Annotated in this window: 18 protein-coding genes and 1 pseudogene; all 19 read left to right on the top strand. The window is 46.2% G+C overall.

The window, feature by feature from the left end; all coding sequences use genetic code 11:
* The first annotated feature begins 16 nt into the window (after positions 1-16).
* The 19 genes and pseudogenes from ACQQ6X_RS07765 (at position 17) to moaA (ending at position 19934) form a co-directional block, all read left to right on the top strand.
* Entirely contained in the window at positions 17-814 is a 798-nt protein-coding gene (locus ACQQ6X_RS07765; protein ID WP_305164864.1) for a hypothetical protein, read from the top strand.
* A gap of 125 nt (positions 815-939) precedes the next feature.
* Positions 940-1728 carry a YwiC-like family protein gene (locus tag ACQQ6X_RS07760; RefSeq protein ID WP_305164863.1) on the top strand — a complete coding sequence of 263 codons (789 nt, stop codon included), beginning with the start codon at positions 940-942 and terminating at the stop codon, positions 1726-1728.
* Positions 1729-1743: 15 nt separating this feature from the next.
* Complete coding sequence (locus tag ACQQ6X_RS07755; RefSeq protein WP_305164861.1) at positions 1744-2844, top strand: TIGR04053 family radical SAM/SPASM domain-containing protein; 1101 nt, start codon at positions 1744-1746, stop codon at positions 2842-2844.
* Positions 2841-4262 (top strand): protoporphyrinogen oxidase, encoded by a 1422-nt coding sequence (hemY, locus tag ACQQ6X_RS07750; protein ID WP_305164860.1) that lies wholly within the window; start codon positions 2841-2843, stop codon positions 4260-4262. The genes ACQQ6X_RS07755 and hemY overlap by 4 nt, the downstream gene beginning before the upstream one ends.
* A 109-nt stretch (positions 4263-4371) precedes the next feature.
* Positions 4372-5079: a DUF542 domain-containing protein gene (locus ACQQ6X_RS07745; protein ID WP_305164859.1), complete on the top strand. Its 708-nt coding sequence runs from the start codon at positions 4372-4374 to the stop codon at positions 5077-5079.
* Between the two features lie 45 nt (positions 5080-5124).
* Positions 5125-5976: a molybdate ABC transporter substrate-binding protein gene (modA, locus tag ACQQ6X_RS07740; RefSeq protein WP_305164858.1), complete on the top strand. Its 852-nt coding sequence runs from the start codon at positions 5125-5127 to the stop codon at positions 5974-5976.
* Between the two features lie 2 nt (positions 5977-5978).
* Complete coding sequence (modB, locus tag ACQQ6X_RS07735; RefSeq protein WP_326400056.1) at positions 5979-6650, top strand: molybdate ABC transporter permease subunit; 672 nt, start codon at positions 5979-5981, stop codon at positions 6648-6650.
* A gap of 198 nt (positions 6651-6848) precedes the next feature.
* A pseudogene (locus ACQQ6X_RS07730) lies at positions 6849-10523 on the top strand (nitrate reductase subunit alpha).
* On the top strand, positions 10513-12102 hold the full coding sequence (narH, locus tag ACQQ6X_RS07725) for a nitrate reductase subunit beta (RefSeq protein ID WP_305164855.1): 1590 nt from the start codon (positions 10513-10515) through the stop codon (positions 12100-12102). Before ACQQ6X_RS07730 ends, narH begins: the two are co-directional and overlap by 11 nt.
* Positions 12095-12661, top strand: a complete 567-nt coding sequence (narJ, locus tag ACQQ6X_RS07720) for a nitrate reductase molybdenum cofactor assembly chaperone (protein ID WP_305164854.1) — start codon at positions 12095-12097, stop codon at positions 12659-12661. The genes narH and narJ overlap by 8 nt, the downstream gene beginning before the upstream one ends.
* Positions 12658-13341, top strand: a complete 684-nt coding sequence (gene narI, locus ACQQ6X_RS07715) for a respiratory nitrate reductase subunit gamma (RefSeq protein WP_305164852.1) — start codon at positions 12658-12660, stop codon at positions 13339-13341. Before narJ ends, narI begins: the two co-directional genes overlap by 4 nt.
* A gap of 45 nt (positions 13342-13386) precedes the next feature.
* Positions 13387-13839, top strand: a complete 453-nt coding sequence (locus ACQQ6X_RS07710; RefSeq protein WP_149033860.1) for a GAF domain-containing protein — start codon at positions 13387-13389, stop codon at positions 13837-13839.
* Position 13840: 1 nt separating this feature from the next.
* Positions 13841-14905, top strand: a complete 1065-nt coding sequence (locus ACQQ6X_RS07705; protein ID WP_305164851.1) for a PAS domain-containing sensor histidine kinase — start codon at positions 13841-13843, stop codon at positions 14903-14905.
* A 7-nt stretch (positions 14906-14912) separates the two neighbouring features.
* A complete protein-coding gene (locus ACQQ6X_RS07700; protein WP_040103856.1) occupies positions 14913-15560 on the top strand; it encodes a response regulator transcription factor in 648 nt (215 codons plus the stop codon).
* Positions 15561-15767: 207 nt separating this feature from the next.
* Positions 15768-16964, top strand: a complete 1197-nt coding sequence (locus ACQQ6X_RS07695) for a nitrate/nitrite transporter (protein WP_305164850.1) — start codon at positions 15768-15770, stop codon at positions 16962-16964.
* 107 nt (positions 16965-17071) lie between these two features.
* Positions 17072-18091: a ThiF family adenylyltransferase gene (locus tag ACQQ6X_RS07690; RefSeq protein WP_305164849.1), complete on the top strand. Its 1020-nt coding sequence runs from the start codon at positions 17072-17074 to the stop codon at positions 18089-18091.
* An 86-nt stretch (positions 18092-18177) separates the two neighbouring features.
* A complete protein-coding gene (locus ACQQ6X_RS07685) occupies positions 18178-18621 on the top strand; it encodes a molybdenum cofactor biosynthesis protein MoaE (RefSeq protein ID WP_305164847.1) in 444 nt (147 codons plus the stop codon).
* Positions 18614-18847, top strand: a complete 234-nt coding sequence (locus ACQQ6X_RS07680; protein ID WP_305164846.1) for a MoaD/ThiS family protein — start codon at positions 18614-18616, stop codon at positions 18845-18847. The genes ACQQ6X_RS07685 and ACQQ6X_RS07680 overlap by 8 nt, the downstream gene beginning before the upstream one ends.
* Before the next feature lie 70 nt (positions 18848-18917).
* Positions 18918-19934: a GTP 3',8-cyclase MoaA gene (gene moaA, locus ACQQ6X_RS07675; protein WP_305164845.1), complete on the top strand. Its 1017-nt coding sequence runs from the start codon at positions 18918-18920 to the stop codon at positions 19932-19934.
* The last annotated feature ends 48 nt before the right edge of the window (positions 19935-19982 follow it).

Raw genomic sequence — 19982 nt, 5'->3', positions numbered from 1 at the left:
AGTAAGGAGAAGTGTGATGGATAAAAAAGCAAGGAAAATACTCATAAACACTTTCTGGTCCTCCAGCGGCTGGAAGCAGGAACGAGGACCCTTTTCAGGCGAGGATTTTGAATATGCCAAAAGTAAGGGCTTGATGTTCGATCCGATCACCATTACACATGATGAGATGATAAAAAGGTTACATGAGCTGCACCAGCAAAAGGCTACAAAAGAGCGAGTGGCCGCGGCGTTTTTGCACAGTCTTTCCACGAAAAAGATTCATTTGCGAAGCGCCTTGTCGAGCTGGGCATTAACCGCAAAACTGCCGTTGCATACCTATGGGGAACGGCCCGTCGTCCTGCCCAATTACAGCAGCTGTGGGGATTGTAATTTTCATAAACTAATGTCCGATAAGGAATACGTCAATGCGGATTTGAATGTACTGAATTTTGAACGAATCAAATGGGGAGGTATTCGGCTGAATCACCTTCTTTATTGCTGGATAGACCTTGAATTGTTCAGTCAAGAGGAGGAGTTCCAGGTTTCTGATCAGGATCTGGCTATCCTTCATAACATGTTGCAAGCTGTTCAGGACTGTGAGGCTCATAACGGTCCACGACAATTGGAGAAGCGCTGGAAAGACGTGTTCCCATCCAGCAAAAATGAACGCGATGTGGCTATGGAAGTGTGGGGGTATGCGGGATTGCTGGTACCGCGGGACACACCTCGTAGACGCCGCGGCGGCAATGATGATTTTTATTCCGTAGCAAGTTGGCAAGGAGATGACGGATACTCCCAGGAAGCGCTGGATGATTACTTCGGTGCGTTTTTATAAGAAAAGTGAAGGGTTTATCTTCAGGTTAGGCTATTCCCCCAAACAAAAAAGGGAACTCCCTGATTGGTTCAATTGGACAGAATACTTAGAATTAAAGTAGGGTGAAAAATTGAATTTTTGGGGGAATGGATGATGAGTCGATTAACCGAAGCTATAAAGGTGTTAAACATTGTGAAAAAAGGATCAAGACGTTGAAAGGGATTAGTAGATACATCCCTAATCAGCATGGAGCCTGGGCAATGCTCATTCTTCCATTTTTGTTTGGCTTAGCTGCTTCTCCAAAACAATTCATTCATATACCTCTATTCGTATGCTGGTTTTTTATCTATTTATTTAGTTTTCCTGTTCTCCAATGGATCAAAACAGGAAACAGTAAAAGATACCGTAAACCTGTTGTTATATACGGAGCAATACTCCTTCCTCTTTTAGCTTCTCTAGTATGGGTTAAACCTGCGTTGATCTGGTACGGAGTTCTGCTCCTATTCTTTTTTATGGCTAATATGTATTACGCCAAAATCAAAAATGAGCGTGCTTTGTTAAATGACATTACCGCGATTCTGCTTTTCTGTTCTTTTATATATCCTGTTGTTCATATTGAAGAAGGCGGAGATTGGATACTGACTACAGAGCTGTTTTTGCTGTTGGTATGTTATTTCATAGGAACGGCTCTTTATGTTAAAACGATCATCCGTGAAAGAAAAAATCCACGTTACTATTATGCGTCTATTATCTATCATCTGATCATTGTGCTGTTTGCCGCCTGGATCAAGGTGTTTTTGATTATTCCATTTTTAATTTTGTTCATACGAGCTATATGGCTTCCTAAATTCGAGTTAAAGGCAAAGCATGTAGGCATGGCTGAAATTGGATTTTCATTGATGCTCTATGTATCTGTGCTGTTTTTATATTTTTAAAAAGGAGAGACATCAATGATATCTTTGCAAACGCCACGAGATTATCGTGTAGACCCGTTTATTGTCATTTGGGAGGTAACGAGAGCTTGCGCATTAAAATGCCTTCACTGCAGAGCGGAAGCCCAATATAAGCCTGACCCTCGTCAGCTGACATTGGAAGAGGGCAAAAGGCTGCTCGATCAAATCGCTGAGATGAATCATCCGCTGGTGGTTTTCACAGGTGGAGATCCGTTAGCGCGTCCCGATTTGTTTGAGCTGGCTCAATATGCCATTGAGGAGAAAAAGCTGTCGGTTTCCATGACTCCCAGTGCGACCCCGAAAGTGACACGAGCAGCTGTCGAAAAAGCAAAGCAGGTTGGCTTATCACGATGGGCTTTTAGCCTCGATGGTTCATGTGCGGACATTCACGATCATTTTCGTGGGACAGTGGGTTCTTACAATACGACTATGCGGGGAATTGGCTATTTGAAGGAACTGAACATTCCTATCCAAGTGAACACAACGGTGTCCCGATACAATCTTCATGACTTGGAGAAAATCGCAGAGAAGGTCAAGGAAATGCAGGCGGTGTTATGGAGCTTGTTTTTTCTCGTTCCAACTGGACGTGGTATGGAAAAAGATATGATTACTCCTGATGAGCATGAGGCGGTAATGAAGTGGTTGTATCAGATACAGCAACAGATGCCCTACGGTGTAAAGGCTACCGAAGCACCTCACTATCGAAGGGTTGTCCTACAGGAAAAGCATAAAGCAGGACAGCATAACGCGACGTCCGAACAAAAAAGGGTAGATGTTTTGGGGCGTGCTCCCAAAGGTGTAAATGATGGCGATGGATTTGTTTTTATCAGTCATATCGGCGAGGTATATCCGAGTGGTTTCCTGCCGCTGTCATGCGGAAATGTACGGAACGACAGTTTGGTCCATATTTATCGGCACTCTCCGATTATGAATAATCTTCGAGATAAATCTCTGCTTAAAGGCAAATGTGGAGTCTGCGAATTTAATACAATCTGTGGGGGTTCCAGAGCAAGGGCTTTTGCCATCACCGGAGATTACCTGGAGAGTGACCCTTATTGTGCATATATGCCCGGAGTGGGAAGGGAAGAGTGCTCATGAATAAAAATGCTAAAAAAGTTGTGATCCTTGGTGGAGGAATAAGCGGTTTAAGCGCTGCATTTTATGTGAAAAAGCTGGCGGAGGACAGGCAGCTTGAAGTGGAGATTACACTGGTGGAGAAAAGCGACCGTCTGGGAGGAAAGCTGCAAACGGTTCGCCAAAACCATTTTATGATTGAAAAAGGACCGGATGCTTTTCTGGCCAGAAAGACAGCTATATTGGACCTGACTATGGAATTGGGGCTGGAAGCCGATTTGGTGTCAACAAACCCGAAGGCCAAGTCTGCCTCCATTTTGCATAAAGGCAAGCTGCATACGATGCCGATGGGCTTTATTTTAGGTATTCCAACAAAGCTAACTCCTTTCATCCGGACAGGGTTAATTTCTCCGCTGGGAAAAGCGCGCGCAGCCCTGGACTTGGTCCTTCCAGCCAAGAAAGGCGATATGGATGAATCTCTGGGAGATTTTATCAAGCGGCGTCTTGGCGAAGAAGTGTTGAACCAGATTACGGAACCCTTGCTATCTGGTATTTACGCTGGCGATACGTATTCTCTTAGCCTCAAGTCAACCTTCCCCCAATTTAAGCAGATGGAACAAAAGCATAGAAGTCTGATTATAGGTATGGCTAAGGGAGCCGGGAGAAGATCAGGTATATCTAAAAAATACCCGGAAATCGCCAAGAAAAGCATGTTTCTTTCCTATCGGCAAGGATTATCCACCATCGTGGAGCGGTTAAAGGAAAAGCTTGACACCGTTCAATTTGTGATGGGACAGCGTGCCTCTGAAGTAAGAAAAGAGGACGCTTATCAGGTAATCCTGGATAATGGCCAAATGTTAGAGGCAGATGCAGTGATTTGTGCTGTTCCAGCCTTTGAGGCGGCTGCATTATTTTCCGATATCGAAAGTGTGAGCTGGCTCCATAAGATCAATTACGTTTCGGTAGCGAATATTTCCCTGGCTTATAAAAATTCAGACCTTCGCTTGGCCTATGAGGGAACTGGATTTCTCGTCCCCCGCAAAGAAGGAAAAATGATTACGGCCTGTACTTGGTCGTCGACAAAGTGGAGCCATACCGCACCTGAAGGGTATACACTCTTACGGACTTACATTGGTCATGCAGGTGCACAGGAGTGGGTTCAGATGACAGACGATGAACTGGTGGAAGCAGCTCGCAAAGACCTGAAAGATTTAATGGGGATTGAAGCTCAACCTGAAATGACCGAGGTCAGTCGGTGTATTCAATCGATGCCGCAATATCCGATTGGGCACACAGAGCACATGGCGAAGGTGAGACACGATTTGTCCCGGCATTTTCCGAATGTGTTTCTGTGTGGTGCTGGTTATGGAGGCGTTGGCATTCCGGATTGTATCGCTCAAGGCAAAGAAGCAGCAGAACAGCTGGTTGCAGGTTTTTTATAAGCAGGCTCTTTCCATGAGTGAAAAAGGGAACCCCCTTATTGGCACAGTCTTGAGAGAAACATAGAATGAAAATTAAGTATAAAACTGAAGTAAGATGGGGGAATGAAAAATGAGCCTGTTAACGGAAGAAACATGGGTAGCGGACATTGTGAAAGAAGTGCCCAAGACAAGTGACTTGTTCCGTAAACTACGGATTGACTTCTGCTGTGGCGGGAAAATACCGCTCCGTGAAGCAGCAGAGAGCCGAGGTCTGCACGTGGATGAACTGCTGGCGCGGGTGCATGAAGTGGAGGAAAGTCAGGCACAGCAAAAGCAAATGCAGCCTTCCTCGCTGGAACCCAAGGAACTGATTGCCTATATTCAGGATGAGTATCACACAAAATTATGTGAAGAACTAGCGGCGCTCACACCGTATATTACCAAACTGACGCGGGTCCATGGCGAACGTTATTCGCACCTAAAGCGAGTGAACGAACTTTATACCTTGCTTAAGCAGAAATTATCAGTACATATTCAATTCAAGGAAAACCTTCTGTTTCCATTGATTCAAGCGGTTCTTCAAGACTCGGCATCTGAACGTGTGGATGCACTTCATTTTCATTTGTCCGAGTTGCAGGGTGAGCATCAAGCGGTTGTGGATTTATTGCAGGAGCTGCGCTTGATTACCAATGGCTTTGAGCCGCTACAGGAAGCGTGTGGTACACACCGACTTGTATTGAAGCGTTTGGAGGACTTGGAAGCGGATATTTATAATCATATTCTGCTTGAGAATTGTACGTTGGTTGAACGTACCCAACAGGTACAACTCGATTCATAATGTGACTATCATTTAATATAAAGTGAACGCAAGGAGCCAAATCATATGGAAAAATTTATTAAACCTAGTCAGGCACTCTTTTTTGCTTTGTCCATTGTGTTATTACTTGCAGGATGCGGTGCGGGGCAACAACCAGCTTTAAGTGGAAGTAGCACGACTCAAAACGAGGTCTTCAGCCAGGATTCATCGAAAAAGGTTGAAACTGTTGATCTCACCATTTCCGCAGCTGCGAGCTTAACAGATGCACTCAAAGAAATCCAGACGTTGTACGAGTCATCCCATGAAGGCATTAAATTGAATTTCAACTTTGGTGGTTCCGGTGCATTGGAAAAGCAGATTGAGCAAGGCGCACCGTCGGATTTGTTCTTGTCTGCTTCAAAGAAAAACATGAAGTCGCTCGTAGATCAGCAGTTAATCGAGAGTAATCAACAAAAAACATGGCTGACGAATGAGCTGGTAGCAGTGATCCCTGTAGATGGGACGATGAGCATCACGAATATCAAGGATCTAACGAAAAACGAAGTGAAAAAGGTAGCAATCGGTATTCCTGAAAGTGTTCCTGCAGGCAAATATGCACAGGAAGTACTGACGAACGTAAAGCTATGGGATGTGCTGCAGGACAAGCTCGTTCAAGCGAAAGATGTTAGACAAGTGCTGCAATACGTAGAAACGGGTAACGCTGATGTCGGGTTTGTGTATAAGACAGATGCGTTGACTTCGCAAAAGGCAAAAATTGCCTTTGAGGCGGACCCTAAAACCTATTCTACGGTTGAGTATCCTATCGGGATTGTCAAAGCTTCCAAGCACATTCAAGAAGCCAAAAACTTTTATGAATACCTTCAATCGCAAGAATCTTTGAATATTATGGCTAAGTATGGATTTACCATACCGAAGTGAGTATGCAAGCTATAGATTGGAACGAATATTGGCCTCCAATCCGATTATCGCTGCAGGTTGCGCTGTTATCCAGTATTTTGGTGATCCTCTTAGGTTTGTTTTCGGCATGGTCCATGTCGCGGTTAGGATTATTTAAAGGGAAAACACTCGTTGAAACCGTGCTTATGCTGCCTCTGGTCCTCCCGCCGACTGTAGTTGGATTTCTACTGTTAATCGTACTCGGACGAAAAAGTTGGTTTGGACGGTTGGTGGAGCAATGGTTTGGCGAGCCTATTGTTTTCTCATGGTGGGCTGGGGTTGTGGCAGCGGTAGTTGTGGCTTTTCCTCTGGTCTACCGGACACTGAGAATGGGATTCGCCTCAGTGGACCGGGATTTGGAAAGCGCAGGGCGCTCGATGGGTGCAAATGAATGGCAGGTCTTTCGGTATATCACCTTTCCGTTGATCTTCCCTGCTTTTAAAGCGGCCTTTACACTCGGTTTTGCCCGTGGGCTGGGTGAATTCGGTGCTACGCTGATGATTGCTGGGAATATTCCGGGTAAAACACAAACGATCCCGACTGCCATCTATATTGCAGTAGATTCTGGTCATCTCCCCATGGCCTGGGCTTGGACATGCTCGATCATACTCATTTCCTTTATGATGCTCCTGTTAACAGGCCAAAAGAACAATTAATCTATTCATACAAGCTTCCCTCTGAAAGAGGGGGCTTTTTTTGTATGATTCCATAGAACGAGGGATTTTCTATAACGCTATAGGACATTCCCTAATGGGAACAGAGATGAATGAATTTCATAATGAGAGTAAGCGAATGAATCTTTCCCATGTACTTGCGATGGACTGAATCATTCTGAAAAGGAGCGTTGATCACCGATGAAAAAGAAATACAGTCTCAACTTCTTCAAACCAATCGAGAGCTATTCCGGAAATTGGTCAATCCTTGAGGAAAAAAATAGAGAATGGGAAAACGTGTACCGCCAGCGTTGGTCTCACGACAAAGTGATTCGCACGACGCATGGTGTTAACTGTACTGGCTCCTGTAGCTGGAAGGTTTTTGTAAAGAACGGCATCATCACTTGGGAAAATCAGCAAATTGATTATCCTTCCTGCGGTCCAGACATGCCGGAATTTGAGCCGCGTGGATGCCCGCGTGGAGCTTCATTTTCCTGGTATGAATACAGCCCGTTACGTGTGAAATACCCATATATGCGCGGTAAGCTATTGCGACTCTGGCAAGCTGCCCTCAAGGAGCATAGCAATCCGGTAGACGCATGGGCCAGCATTGTGGAAGATCCAGAGAAGGCCAAGCTTTACAAATCGGCTCGCGGCAAAGGCGGGCATGTTCGTGTGGCTTGGGATGATGTTCTGCACCTGATTTCGGCTCAATTAATTTACACAATCCGTAAGTATGGTCCTGACCGGATTGCAGGCTTCACCCCTATTCCGGCGATGTCAATGATTAGCTACGCCTCGGGAGCGCGATTCATTTCTCTGCTTGGTGGGGAAATGTTGAGCTTTTACGATTGGTATGCCGATCTTCCACCTGCTTCTCCTCAAATTTGGGGTGAGCAAACGGACGTACCTGAATCCTCAGATTGGTACAATGCGGGTTACCTGATCATGTGGGGATCGAATGTACCACTTACCCGGACGCCAGATGCTCACTTTATGACGGAAGTACGCTATAAAGGAACCAAGGTTGTATCCGTGGCTCCGGATTTGGCAGAAAACGTGAAGTTCGCTGACAACTGGCTTGCACCCAATCCAGGTACAGACGCCGCTGTGGCACAGGCGATGACGCATGTCATTCTGGATGAGTTCTATCAAGAACGTCAGGAACCCATGTTCATTAACTATGCCAAGCAATATACAGATATGCCATTCATGATTCTGCTTGATCCCCACGAAGGAGCCTGGAAAGGCGGACGTTTTCTGCGGGCCAGCGATCTGGGAGATGCTTCACAGCATGCAGATTGGAAACCGGTCATATTCGATGAAGTAGCAGGCGAAATGATGGTTCCGAACGGTACAATGGGACAGCGCTGGGAGCAGGATAAGAAATGGAATCTGATCCTGGAGCGGGAAGACGGAACAAAGGTTGAGCCTGCTCTTACGGTGGTAGGTCATGACGAGCAATGGGAAGAAATCGTATTCCCTTATTTTGATAACGCAGGTAACGGAACGTTTAAACGTGTCATTCCGGCGAAAAAAGTACGTCTAGCTGATGGCACAGAGCGTTTCGTAGCTACCGTATATGATTTGATGATGAGTCAGTATGGTGTGGCTCGCAATGATAGCCCTCATAATGCAAAGGATTATTATGATGCAGCTTCTCATTATACGCCTGCCTGGCAGGAAAAGATCACGGGAGTCAAGGCATCAGTTGTCGTGCAAGTTGCTCGCGAATTTGCTCAGAACGCCATCGATACCCAAGGACGTTCCATGATCATTATGGGGGCGGGGATCAATCACTGGTTCAACAGTGACACCATTTATCGCTCCATCTTGAACCTGGTCGTGCTGACTGCTTCCCAAGGTGTTAACGGCGGAGGCTGGGCGCATTATGTAGGTCAAGAGAAGTGCCGTCCTATTGAAGGCTGGTCAACGATTGCCTTTGCTAAAGACTGGCAGGGGCCGGCTCGATTGCAAAATGCCACTTCATTCTTCTATTTTGCAACAGAACAGTGGCGCTATGAAGAAAGTGGCACCGACACATTGAAATCACCGACTGCGGGAGAGGTCAGTTACCAACATCCGGCGGACTACAATGTGCTCGCTGCCCGGTTGGGTTGGATGCCTTCTTATCCGCAGTTTAATAAAAACAGCCTGCTATTTGCTGAAGAAGCAGCGCAATTAGGCAAGAAGTCAAACGAGGAAATCATTAACCACACTGTGGAAGAGATTAAATCGCGTAAGACCCGTTTCGCTATTGAAGACCCAGGTGCAGCAGAGAACTTCCCGCGTTCACTCTTTATTTGGCGGTCCAACCTCATTTCCAGCTCGGCCAAGGGACAGGAATATTTCATGAAACATTTGCTCGGAGCTTCCGACGCGCTGCTGGCCCAGCCGAATGAAGATCAGAAGCCAGAGGAAATCATTTGGCGGGAAGATGTAGAAGGAAAGCTTGATTTGATGGTCGCGCTTGATTTCCGGATGACCACAACGCCATTGTACGCGGATGTCGTACTTCCGGCGGCAACCTGGTATGAGAAAACGGATTTGTCCTCGACAGACATGCATCCGTTCGTACATCCATTTAATCCTGCGGTTAACCCACTTTGGGAATCCCGCTCAGACTGGGATATTTACCGTCAGCTATCTGAAACCTTCTCGAACATGGCCAAAGTACATCTGCCAGGAATATATAAAGACCTTGTAACTGCACCGCTTGGACATGATTCTATAGGCGAAATTTCGCAGCCGATGGGTCTTGTCAAGGACTGGACGAAGGGTGAGGTCGCTGCTGTGCCGGGTAAAACTATGCCTAATTTCAGCATCGTAGAACGCGATTACACGAAAATTTACGATAAGTATGTCTCGCTCGGTCCAAATTTGGCTACAGGAAAAACGGGCGCGCACGGCGTTAGCTTCTCGGTAGCGGATGAATATGAGGAATTGAAGAAGCTGAACGGGGTCTAGTACGATGAGTCCATTAAAGATGGACTGCCGAAGATTCAGACAGCTCGCCAAGTAGCCGATACGATTCTCCATCTTTCGTCGGCAACCAATGGCCGTGTCTCCCAAAAAGCCTATGAAGAGGCGGAAAAGGATCACGGGGTGAAGCTGATGGACATCTCAGCCGACCGTGCTGCCGAGAAAATCACGTTCCAAAGCATTACGGCGCAGCCGCGTGAAGTTATACCGACACCAGTATTCAGTGGCTCTAACAAACAGGGACGTCGCTACTCGCCATTTACCACGAATATTGAGCGTCTCGTTCCGTTCCGGACTTTGACAGGCAGACAGCATTTCTATATTGATCATGAAATCTTCCAGCAGTTTGGAGAGTCGCTGCCTATCTATAAACCAACTTTACCACCAATGGTATTTGGTACGCGTGATCGGGAAATCAAGGGCGGTCAGGATTCACTGGTGCTTCGTTATCTGACTCCACACGGGAAATGGAATATTCACTCCACCTATCAGGATAACCAGCATATGCTTACGCTGTTCCGTGGAGGTCCAACGGTATGGATTAATAACGAAGACGCAGCAGCCCACGATCTGGCCGACAATGATTGGGTAGAGGTGTACAACCGTAACGGTGTCGTCACTGCCCGGGCAGTTGTCAGCCACCGGATGCCAAGAGGGACGATGTTTATGTACCATGCTCAAGATAAGCACATTCAAGTGCCAGGCTCCGAAATCACGGATACACGCGGGGGCAGTCATAATGCGCCAACAAGAATTCATCTCAAACCGACCCAGATGGTTGGCGGATACGCTCAGCTTAGCTACGGGTTCAACTATTACGGACCGATCGGCAACCAGCGCGATGTGTACGTAGCGGTACGCAAAATGAAGGAGGTTAACTGGCTTGAAAATTAAAGCTCAAATTGCCATGGTCATGAACCTGGATAAATGTATTGGCTGCCATACGTGCAGCGTGACGTGCAAAACAACTTGGACCAACCGCAAAGGTGCGGAATATATGTGGTTTAACAACGTGGAAACCAAGCCAGGTATTGGGTATCCGAAGCGTTGGGAAGACCAGGAGCAGTATAAGGGCGGCTGGCAGCTTCGCAAAGGGAAGCTTGAACTGAAGTCAGGGAACAAGCTATCCAAGATAGCGCTCGGTAAAATTTTCTACAATCCCGATATGCCTGAAATGAAGGATTATTATGAACCCTGGACCTACAATTATGAACATTTAACCAACGCTAAAGAGCAAAAGCATTCTCCGGTAGCACGTGCACAATCTGCTGTAACAGGCGAAAAAATGGATCTGAATTGGGGACCAAACTGGGAAGATGATTTGGCAGGTACTCATGTGACAGGACCTCTTGATCCCAATATTCAGAAAATTGAAGAAGAGATTAAATTCAATTTCGAGAAGTCGTTCATGCTGTATCTCCCTCGGCTTTGCGAGCACTGTCTGAATCCGAGCTGCGTCGCATCCTGCCCTTCGGGTGCCATGTACAAACGGGACGAGGATGGCATCGTGCTCGTGGATCAGGAAGCATGTCGCGGCTGGCGATATTGCATGACAGGTTGCCCATACAAGAAAGTGTACTTCAACTGGCAGACGAACAAAGCAGAAAAATGTACCTTCTGCTTCCCACGCGTGGAAGCCGGGTTGCCAACCGTCTGCTCCGAGACATGTACTGGACGAATTCGTTATCTTGGCGTTCTATTGTATGACGCGGATAAGGTGCAGGAGGCTGCTTCTAAAGAGGATGAGAAAGATCTGTACAAAGCACAGTGTGATTTGTTCCTGGACCCAAGCGATTCGGCGGTAATTGCACAGGCCAAAAAAGATGGCATCTCGCAAGACTGGATTGAGGCAGCACAGAATTCACCAGTCTACAAGCTTGCTATTGAATATAAGCTGGCATTCCCGCTTCATCCGGAATACCGCACGCTGCCTATGGTCTGGTATGTCCCACCACTTAGTCCGATCATGAATTACTTTGAAGGAAAAGATTCCATCGAGAATCCGGATATGATCTTTCCAGCTATCGAAGAAATGCGCACGCCAATTCAGTATCTCGCCAATATGTTGACGGCGGGCGATACCCAGACGGTGAAGGAATCGCTGCAGCGGATGGCTATGATGCGCTCCTATATGCGTGCCCAGTCTACAGGCCAATCTTTCGATGAAAGCCGTCTGGAACGCACTGGTATGACTGCACGTCAGGCCGAGCAGATGTACCGGCTTCTGGCCATTGCCAAATATGAGGACCGTTTCGTCATTCCGACGTCGCATAAAGAGGGTTATGCCAATCCATATCGCGCCCAGGGAGCTACTGGTTACGGTGACACCTTAGGGAATATGGATGGTTGTGGAGTTCAAGGAGCTGGCTGTAGCGGTTGTAGCCTGGGAAGCTCCACAGGAATGGAAGAGCCTTCGAAAACAGGCAAGCAAATGTATGAAGAAAACTTCTACGGGGGTATTTGGCGTGATTAATGTAGCGAAACTGTATGAATTCAAGCCTTCATTCGGGTTTTTCGCCCAACAACTCATGTACCCAGAAAAGCTGGATTTTCATCCGGCTTTTCTGGAAGCATCCTTTGATCCGGGTCATCCTGCCTATTCGCATGTTCATATGTACTGGTCTCTGATGCAAGAGTTTAGTATGGAAGAGATCCAGGAAATGTATACCGAAACTTTTGATTTTCAAAAAAATTGCGCACTATATATGACTTACTTCAAGTTTGAAGATGCAAAAGAAAGAGGACAAATGCTGGTCAAATTAAAGGTTCTCTATGAAATGTATGGTCTTGAAATGCCAGATGGAGAGCTGCCTGATTATCTGCCACTCATGTGTGAATTTCTGTATGCCGCCGAATGGGTGCAGGATGCAAAGACGATAGAAAACTTCCGCATGCCGATCGCGATTCTGGAAGACGGCACCTATCATTTGCTTAAGGCACTGGAAAAAATAGAAAGTCCATATTTTCATCTGATCAAGGGACTGCGCGAAACGCTTAAAGCTTGCGTAGAACAGGAGGCGGCCACGCTATGATGTTGGAACAATTTTTATGGGTCATTTTCCCTTATATGTGCGTGGTCATTTTTATCGTAGGCCATATCTTCCGTTATAGAACTGACCAGTTCAATTGGACGGCAAAATCAAGTGAATTTATTGAAAAGAAACAATTGATGATAGGCAGTCTCTTATTCCATCTGGGGATCATTCCAGTTATTTTCGGTCATGTGTCTGGTCTGGGTATTCCTAAAACATGGATGCATGCGCTGGGTGTAAACGATCATCTATACCACATTGGAGCAGTCTATATTGGCGGAATATTCGGAGCTATGACGTTCCTTGGGATGTTGATACTTACCTCTCGACGGTTTACAATTCGTAATGTGCGCCGTTTAAGTTCAGCTTCTGATTTAATTGTAAACGTATTGCTATTAGCTCTTGTATGCGTGGGGATGTTTGCAACTCTTGTAACAAATGCGGTACAGCCTGAATTCGATTATCGGGAGACGATCTCGATCTGGTTCCGCGGTCTGTTTATATTCCGTGTCGACCCGACACTGATGAGAGATGTACCGATTTCTTTCAAGCTACATGTACTTATGGGGTTTGCGATTTTTGCATTCTGGCCGTTTACCCGGCTTGTACATGTATGGAGCGTTCCGTTGAATTATGTGCGCAGAAGTTATATTCTGTACAGAAGACATAAAACGAACTAGGAAAGCGGGCCCTGCCTTCTTTCCTAGTTTTATTAGGAGAGAGTGATGAATAATAAGATGGATTATCAAAGGGAGCTTGAGCGAATACGCGAACATTTCGGTTATGATTTTATGGCACTTGCTCTGGTTGAACCAGCCGAATATCAATACGTCATTAAATGGAAAAATGCCGCTGGCAATTTAAATGATCGATTTAAGCGGATTGTGCTGCAATCTGGAAAGGGCATAGCAGGAGTCGTGTTTAAAACCGGGAAATCTGTCTTTATTCCATCTGTTCATCAATATGTTGGGGCAGAGAACCTATTTAATTATCCAATCGTTCAATCCGAAAAGCTCAAGAGTCTAGGGGCTGTGCCTTTGTGGAACGATGCTCGCGTCGCGGGCGTGCTATTGGGTGGATTTCGAGAAGAACAACGGATGACCGAAGCCATGATGCGTGATTTGGAAGCCTTGGCACATGAGGGATTTGGAGAGTTGAACGGGAAGGAAGTGATTTGAATTGACATTGTCTATAGGAACAGACTCTTTGAGTGCGCTAATGGTGAAGATGTTTGAGAACAGCACAGAAGCTATCTTCTTTTTTGATAGGGAAGGGAAAACCCTAGCCATGAACCCGGCGGCTGAGGAGATTGTAGACGATGACGTTCTCATTCAACTCTATGAAGGACAGGACAGGGCTTTATGCGGAACATGCAGAGGCTATACAAGCGACACAGAGCCCCGTACCTGCCTCGACTGTTATTTCAATGTGCCTGAATCCGACAAATTTGCTTCTTTTCAAGTCTATTTGGAAACCAAAAGCAATGGCATGATTCCCTATGCCGCTTCTTTTCATACCGTTGATTCTACAAATGGAATCCGGGTGCTGATGCTGAGAGATTTGACCCCACAATTTCAGACACAGGAAAAATTATATCAAAACAAAATGATGAAGCATGTCATTGAAGCACAGGAAAATGAGCGAAAACGGCTTTCCAGGGAACTGCACGATAGTGTCGCCCAGGAATTGATGAGCGCGGTTGTTGAACTACGGGTGTTAAAATACATGACGAATGATGAGCAGCTCATTAAAAACATGAAGCAGACGGAAGCATCCATGACCCGCTTGCTGGATGATATCCGTAACCTGTCTGTGGAACTTCGTCCGGCCACCCTTGATGATTTTGGGCTTGAAGCGGCCTTCCGCTCCCACTTTAAGCGGGTCGAGCAAAGCTTTGGTCTAGTGGTTGAGTTTGTGTCTGATCTTCCCCAAAAGCGGTATGGAAGTGAAAAAGAAACAGTCATATACCGTGTCTGCCAGGAAGCTGTGCTTAATGCGTTGAAGTATGCACAGGTCGATACCATTAAAGTTTCTTTGTCCGAGCATGAACATTCCCTTCGTTTGACTGTAGAGGATAATGGGATTGGCTTTGATAAGGGAGGCAAACCTATTGGAACGGGACTTGGCTTGTATGGTATGCAGGAGCGAGCAGAGCTGGTAGGCGGAAGTTTTGGCGTCCTTTCGAATGTCGGTCAAGGCACCAAAGTCTTTTTACAAATTCCGATTGGACATGAGGAGGAATAGAAACTTGATCAAAATTGTATTAGCGGATGACCATGCCATTGTACGAAGCGGATTTTCCATGATCCTCAACTTCCAATCGGATATGGAGGTTGTGGGAACGGCTGCGGACGGTATTGAAGCGTATACTATGGTAGCTAAGCATAAGCCGGATATTCTCATTATGGACCTCAGTATGCCGCCAGGCGAAAGTGGATTGATCGCCACAGGTAAAATTAAAGAGGACCACCCTGACACTAAAATTCTGATTCTGACCATGCATGATGACGAAGAATATCTATTTCATATTTTGAAGAACGGTGCTTCAGGGTATGTTTTGAAAAATGCACCCGATGAGGAACTATTGCTTGCCATACGCACCATTCATGGGGGCGGGACGTATATCCATCCTAAAATGGCCACTTCTCTCGTGCGTGAGTTCATCAAGAAAGACACAACATCACAAACAGAGGATCCGTATGAGATCCTGTCCAAGCGTGAGCTGGAGATTCTCCCTCTGGTCGCAAAGGGATACGGTAACAAGGAAGTTGCCGAAAAGTTGTTCATCTCTGTCAAGACCGTGGAAGCGAACAAAGCTAAAATCATGGAGAAATTAAATTTAAAAAGCCGGCCTGAACTGGTCCAATATGCTTTAAAGAAAAAAATGCTGGATTTTTAGCCGATGAAGAAGATCATCTTTCATCCAATAATATATCTGGAATAAATCAAGTAGCTTCTTACGAGAAGCTGCTTTTTTATTTTCAGGGACTCCCCTGACCGGGAAAGGGGAGTCCCCTATATTCGAAAGGAACCGCTAGCGGCTACAATGGGAACAGAAAAATACAAATCAAACATTCGACAGAATAAAGTTGAAAAGGTGAGTTAAATGATTAGAAAAATGCAGTTGCCACTACAAACATTGAACCTGATTCTTGGATTTATGGTATGGGTTATCATTTCATCTCTCATGCCGTTCATTACGGAGGATATTGCTATTCCACCCGGAAAATTGGCTATGGTTACGGCGATTCCGGTCGTGCTTGGATCGATTCTGCGCATTCCGCTTGGTTATTATGCCAATATTTTCGGGGCAAGAATCGTTTTTCTCGTTAGCTTTGTTTTGCTTTTGTTTCCGGTCTACTATATCAGTGAAGCTTCTACGATGACGGATTTAATTATCGGTGGCTTGTTCCTTGGAATCGGGGGAGCGGTGTTCTCGGTTGGGGTAACTTCGTTGCCTAAGTATTATCCGAAGGAAAGACATGGCTTTGTCAACGGGATGTATGGTGTGGGCAACCTGGGGACAGCGGTAACGACCTTCTCCGCTCCGATTGTAGCGACACAGGTAGGATGGGCACTTACAGTTAAGCTGTATCTGATCCTGTTGCTTGCTTTTATCGTTTTGAATTTCTTCTTTGGGGACCGTCATGAAACTAAAGTCAAAACCCCCATTATGGAGCAAATCAAAGGAGTTTACAAAAATGAAAAGCTTTGGTTTTTCTCGCTCTTTTATTTTATTACGTTTGGCTCATTTGTGGCTTTTACGGTGTATCTACCGAATTTTCTCGTATCGAATTTTGAACTGGATAAAGTCGATGCAGGGATGCGTACAGCAGGCTTTATCGCGATTGCTACATTCTTCCGCCCGATCGGTGGCTGGCTGGCGGATCGTTTTCAGCCCTTGTTCCTGCTGGTAGGTACGTTTGCTGTGTATACGGTCGCTGCGATTCTTCTGGCTTTTTCACCAGACATCACCCTGTATACCGTAGGGTGCTTGGCTATCGCTGTGAGTGCGGGAATCGGGAACGGTGTCATTTTCAAGCTAGTTCCATTTTATTTTAATAAACAGGCAGGCATAGTGAACGGAATTGTATCCATGATGGGTGGCCTGGGTGGCTTTTTCCCTCCGATCTTGTTATCGACGATTCATGCCGCTACTGGCCAATATTCCATTGGGTTCATGCTGCTCTCCCAAGTGGCACTAGCTAGCCTGATTCTCGTCATATGGTTGTATTATCAAGCACGCTTCCCTGTAGCTGCCGAGCAGAACAGCTTTGAGAAACAACAGGAACTTCAGCAGTAAAGCAGTAAGAGAGAAGAGATTATAAAGGCACCTTTAACGTTTCTAGCGAGAGCCACAGGAAAAAGCACAAGTTAACGATCGCTCTTCAACGTTAGGGGGACATTGTGATGAAGGAACGTTATTCAAGACAGATCTTATTTAGACCCATCGGCAGTGAAGGACAACGTAATCTGTCTGAAGCTGTTGTTACCATTATCGGCTGCGGGGCACTAGGCTCCGCCATCGCTGAAACATTAGTAAGAGCGGGCGTCGGAGAGATTCACCTGGTTGACCGTGATTATGTGGAGACGTCGAATCTGCAACGCCAGCAGTTATTCACGGAGCAGGATGCTGCACAAATGCTCCCCAAGGTAACGGCTGCTGAAAAAAGGTTGAAGGCGATACGAGAAGACGTACGCTTGTATACCTATCTCGACAGCCTCGATGCCGGGCTTGCTCAAGAGCTTGCTGGTAAAAGCACATTGCTGATGGATGCAACGGACAATTTTGAAACCCGGCTGCTTATAAACGATGCTGCACTAAAGGCTGAAATTCCATGGATTTACGGCGCCTGTGTTGGAAGCACAGGCGTTGTTTTTCCGTTCGTGCCGGGCAAGTCGGCTTGTTTTCGCTGCCTTCTGCCCTCGCTGCCAGCAATCAATCAGACCTGTGACACGGCTGGAATCATTTCGCCCGCAGTCCAAGTGACGGCTGCCCTCCAAAGTGCAGAAGCCATGAAGTGGCTGAGCGGCAAACGTGATCAGATGCGCAGCAAGGTTCATCTATTTGATTTATGGGAGAATACGCAAATGGACATAGGGATTTCCCGTATCCATAATCCGGATTGTCCAACCTGTGGGGAACAGCCCGTGTTTCCTGCACTGACAGCACCCCATCGCTCGGCGTATGCTGCGCTGTGCGGGCGGGATGTGGTGCAGGTTCTTCCAGACCCGCATCGTCCGATCACACTGGACGATGCAGAGAAGATGGGTAGGCTTATAGCGGAACATGTAAAAAGGACTCCTTATTTCGTTGAATTTTATGCCTTTAAGCATCGAATGATTTTATTTAAAAACGGAAGACTCCTCATTCACGGGATCGGAAGTGTTGCCAGGGGTCAAAAGTTATATCATCAGTTGTTCGGCTGAACAAGAGATATAGATCTAAGAAATAGAAATTGTTCATAGAATTTTCAAAGGAAAGTAGCGTGCCGGGTGGCTGGAAGGTGGAAAAAATGAGTGTATTTGAAATCGTGACGGAGCCCATTCTCCCACAGACCTATGCGGATTATGTCTTAAGGCCGGAAGCAGGAGCAGTGACTTTATTTACAGGGCATGTAAGAGAGTGGACCCAAGGCGTACGGACGTTATCCCTTGCTTACGAAGCTTATGTACCTATGGCCGAGAAAAAGCTTGCGGAGATTGGCCACGAAATCGAACAGAAATGGGAAGGAACAAGGGTGGCAATCGCGCATCGGATTGGTGAGCTTCAAATTGGAGATATTGCGGTTGTCATCGCTGTCTCATCACCACACCGCTCGGATGCGTATGAAGCGAATGAATATGCAATTGAACGAATCAAGGAAATGGTTCCGATCTGGAAACGAGAAATTTGGGAAGACGGCACGCAATGGATCGGACAACAAAAGAAAAAACCGGGGGAAATCAGTCATGATTAAGCTGTACTATTTTGCGGGGCTCCGTGAGGTGACGGGAAAATCTGAAGAAATAGCAGACTTGGCAGGCCATACTGTGGAGGAATTGTGCAGGTGGATCACAGACAAATATCGGGATATGCCGATCGAGTCTATACGAGTTGCATTAAATGAGGAATATGCATTGCCAACAGATGTACTGCAGGATGGAGATACCGCAGCTTTTATTCCGCCAGTCAGCGGTGGCTAGTGAAAATGCTCGTCATGTGTCCATTTCTGCAACGTCAATTACAGCTAATGAAAAAAAAGAAGGTGGTCACATGAGTTCACATCCGCTGAAAGACACATTGCGGCGTCCGATCCGTGATTTACGTATATCCGTGACGGATCGATGCAATTTTCGCTGTTCCTACTGTATGCCAAAGGAAATTTTCGGTGACGACTTTGCCTTTCTTCCCAAAAGCGAATGCCTATCGTTTGAAGAGATTCATCGGCTTACGGAGCTCTTTGTGGGCCTTGGGGTCCAAAAAATCCGACTTACAGGCGGTGAGCCATTAATGCGGCCCAATCTTCCCGTCCTTGTCTCCCGTATTTTGTCGATCAACGGCGTGGGGGATATGGGATTGACCACAAATGGCTTGCTACTGGGGCAACAGGCAGAGCGCCTGTATGACGCAGGGCTGCGACGCCTTAATGTCAGTGTAGATGCTCTGAACCCGGAACTATTCGGGCGGATGAATGGACGAGGCATTAAGCCTGCTTTTATTTTGAAACAGATCGATTATGCTAGAAAAATCGGTTTTGAGATCAAGGTGAATATGGTAGTACAAAAAGGTGTTAATGACTCTGAAATTTTGCCGATGGCCGCTTATTTTAAGGAGCAGGGAATAACCCTTCGTTTTATTGAGTTTATGGATGTAGGTAACGATACCGGATGGAGCTTCAAAAAGGTAGTAACCAAAGAAGAGATTATTGAACAACTTAAGAATGCATACGAGCTGGAGCCAATAGATCAGAACTACTTTGGAGAAGTGGCCAAACGTTACCGTTATAAAAACAGCGACGCGCAAGTTGGCTTCATTACCTCGGTTTCTGATTCGTTTTGTTCATCCTGCACGCGTGCCCGTCTATCTTCGGATGGCAAGTTTTATACGTGTTTGTTTGCTTCAGACGGATTTGATTTGCGCCAGATGCTTCGTGACGGGGCGAATGACCGAGAATTACTCGATGCGATTACTTCCGTATGGGAGCAACGCATAGACCGGTACTCCGATGAACGTACTGAACAGACTGTAAACAACCGAAAAAAGATTAACATGTCCTACATTGGCGGCTGATATTTTTATCATGGCAATGTGACGTATTCAAGGTGCTGTCTCCAAAAA

It is taken from the genome of Paenibacillus ottowii (genome assembly GCF_050516475.1).
In the GTDB taxonomy this organism is placed as follows: Bacteria; Bacillota; Bacilli; order Paenibacillales; family Paenibacillaceae; genus Paenibacillus; species Paenibacillus ottowii.
Note: the sequence above shows the minus strand (reverse complement) of the source record. Positions and strands in the feature narration are given on the sequence as shown.

Excerpts from the sequence above, each read along its gene's own strand:
- ACQQ6X_RS07765 (WP_305164864.1), top strand. The coding sequence starts at position 17 with ATGGATAAAAAAGCAAGGAAAATACTCATAAACACTTTCTGGTCCTCC.
- ACQQ6X_RS07760 (WP_305164863.1), top strand. The coding sequence starts at position 940 with ATGGATGATGAGTCGATTAACCGAAGCTATAAAGGTGTTAAACATTGT.
- ACQQ6X_RS07755 (WP_305164861.1), top strand. The coding sequence starts at position 1,744 with ATGATATCTTTGCAAACGCCACGAGATTATCGTGTAGACCCGTTTATT.
- hemY (WP_305164860.1), top strand. The coding sequence starts at position 2,841 with ATGAATAAAAATGCTAAAAAAGTTGTGATCCTTGGTGGAGGAATAAGC.
- ACQQ6X_RS07745 (WP_305164859.1), top strand. The coding sequence starts at position 4,372 with ATGAGCCTGTTAACGGAAGAAACATGGGTAGCGGACATTGTGAAAGAA.
- modA (WP_305164858.1), top strand. The coding sequence starts at position 5,125 with ATGGAAAAATTTATTAAACCTAGTCAGGCACTCTTTTTTGCTTTGTCC.
- modB (WP_326400056.1), top strand. The coding sequence starts at position 5,979 with ATGCAAGCTATAGATTGGAACGAATATTGGCCTCCAATCCGATTATCG.
- narI (WP_305164852.1), top strand. The coding sequence starts at position 12,658 with ATGATGTTGGAACAATTTTTATGGGTCATTTTCCCTTATATGTGCGTG.
- ACQQ6X_RS07710 (WP_149033860.1), top strand. The coding sequence starts at position 13,387 with ATGAATAATAAGATGGATTATCAAAGGGAGCTTGAGCGAATACGCGAA.
- ACQQ6X_RS07695 (WP_305164850.1), top strand. The coding sequence starts at position 15,768 with ATGATTAGAAAAATGCAGTTGCCACTACAAACATTGAACCTGATTCTT.
- ACQQ6X_RS07690 (WP_305164849.1), top strand. The coding sequence starts at position 17,072 with ATGAAGGAACGTTATTCAAGACAGATCTTATTTAGACCCATCGGCAGT.
- ACQQ6X_RS07685 (WP_305164847.1), top strand. The coding sequence starts at position 18,178 with ATGAGTGTATTTGAAATCGTGACGGAGCCCATTCTCCCACAGACCTAT.
- ACQQ6X_RS07680 (WP_305164846.1), top strand. The coding sequence starts at position 18,614 with ATGATTAAGCTGTACTATTTTGCGGGGCTCCGTGAGGTGACGGGAAAA.
- moaA (WP_305164845.1), top strand. The coding sequence starts at position 18,918 with ATGAGTTCACATCCGCTGAAAGACACATTGCGGCGTCCGATCCGTGAT.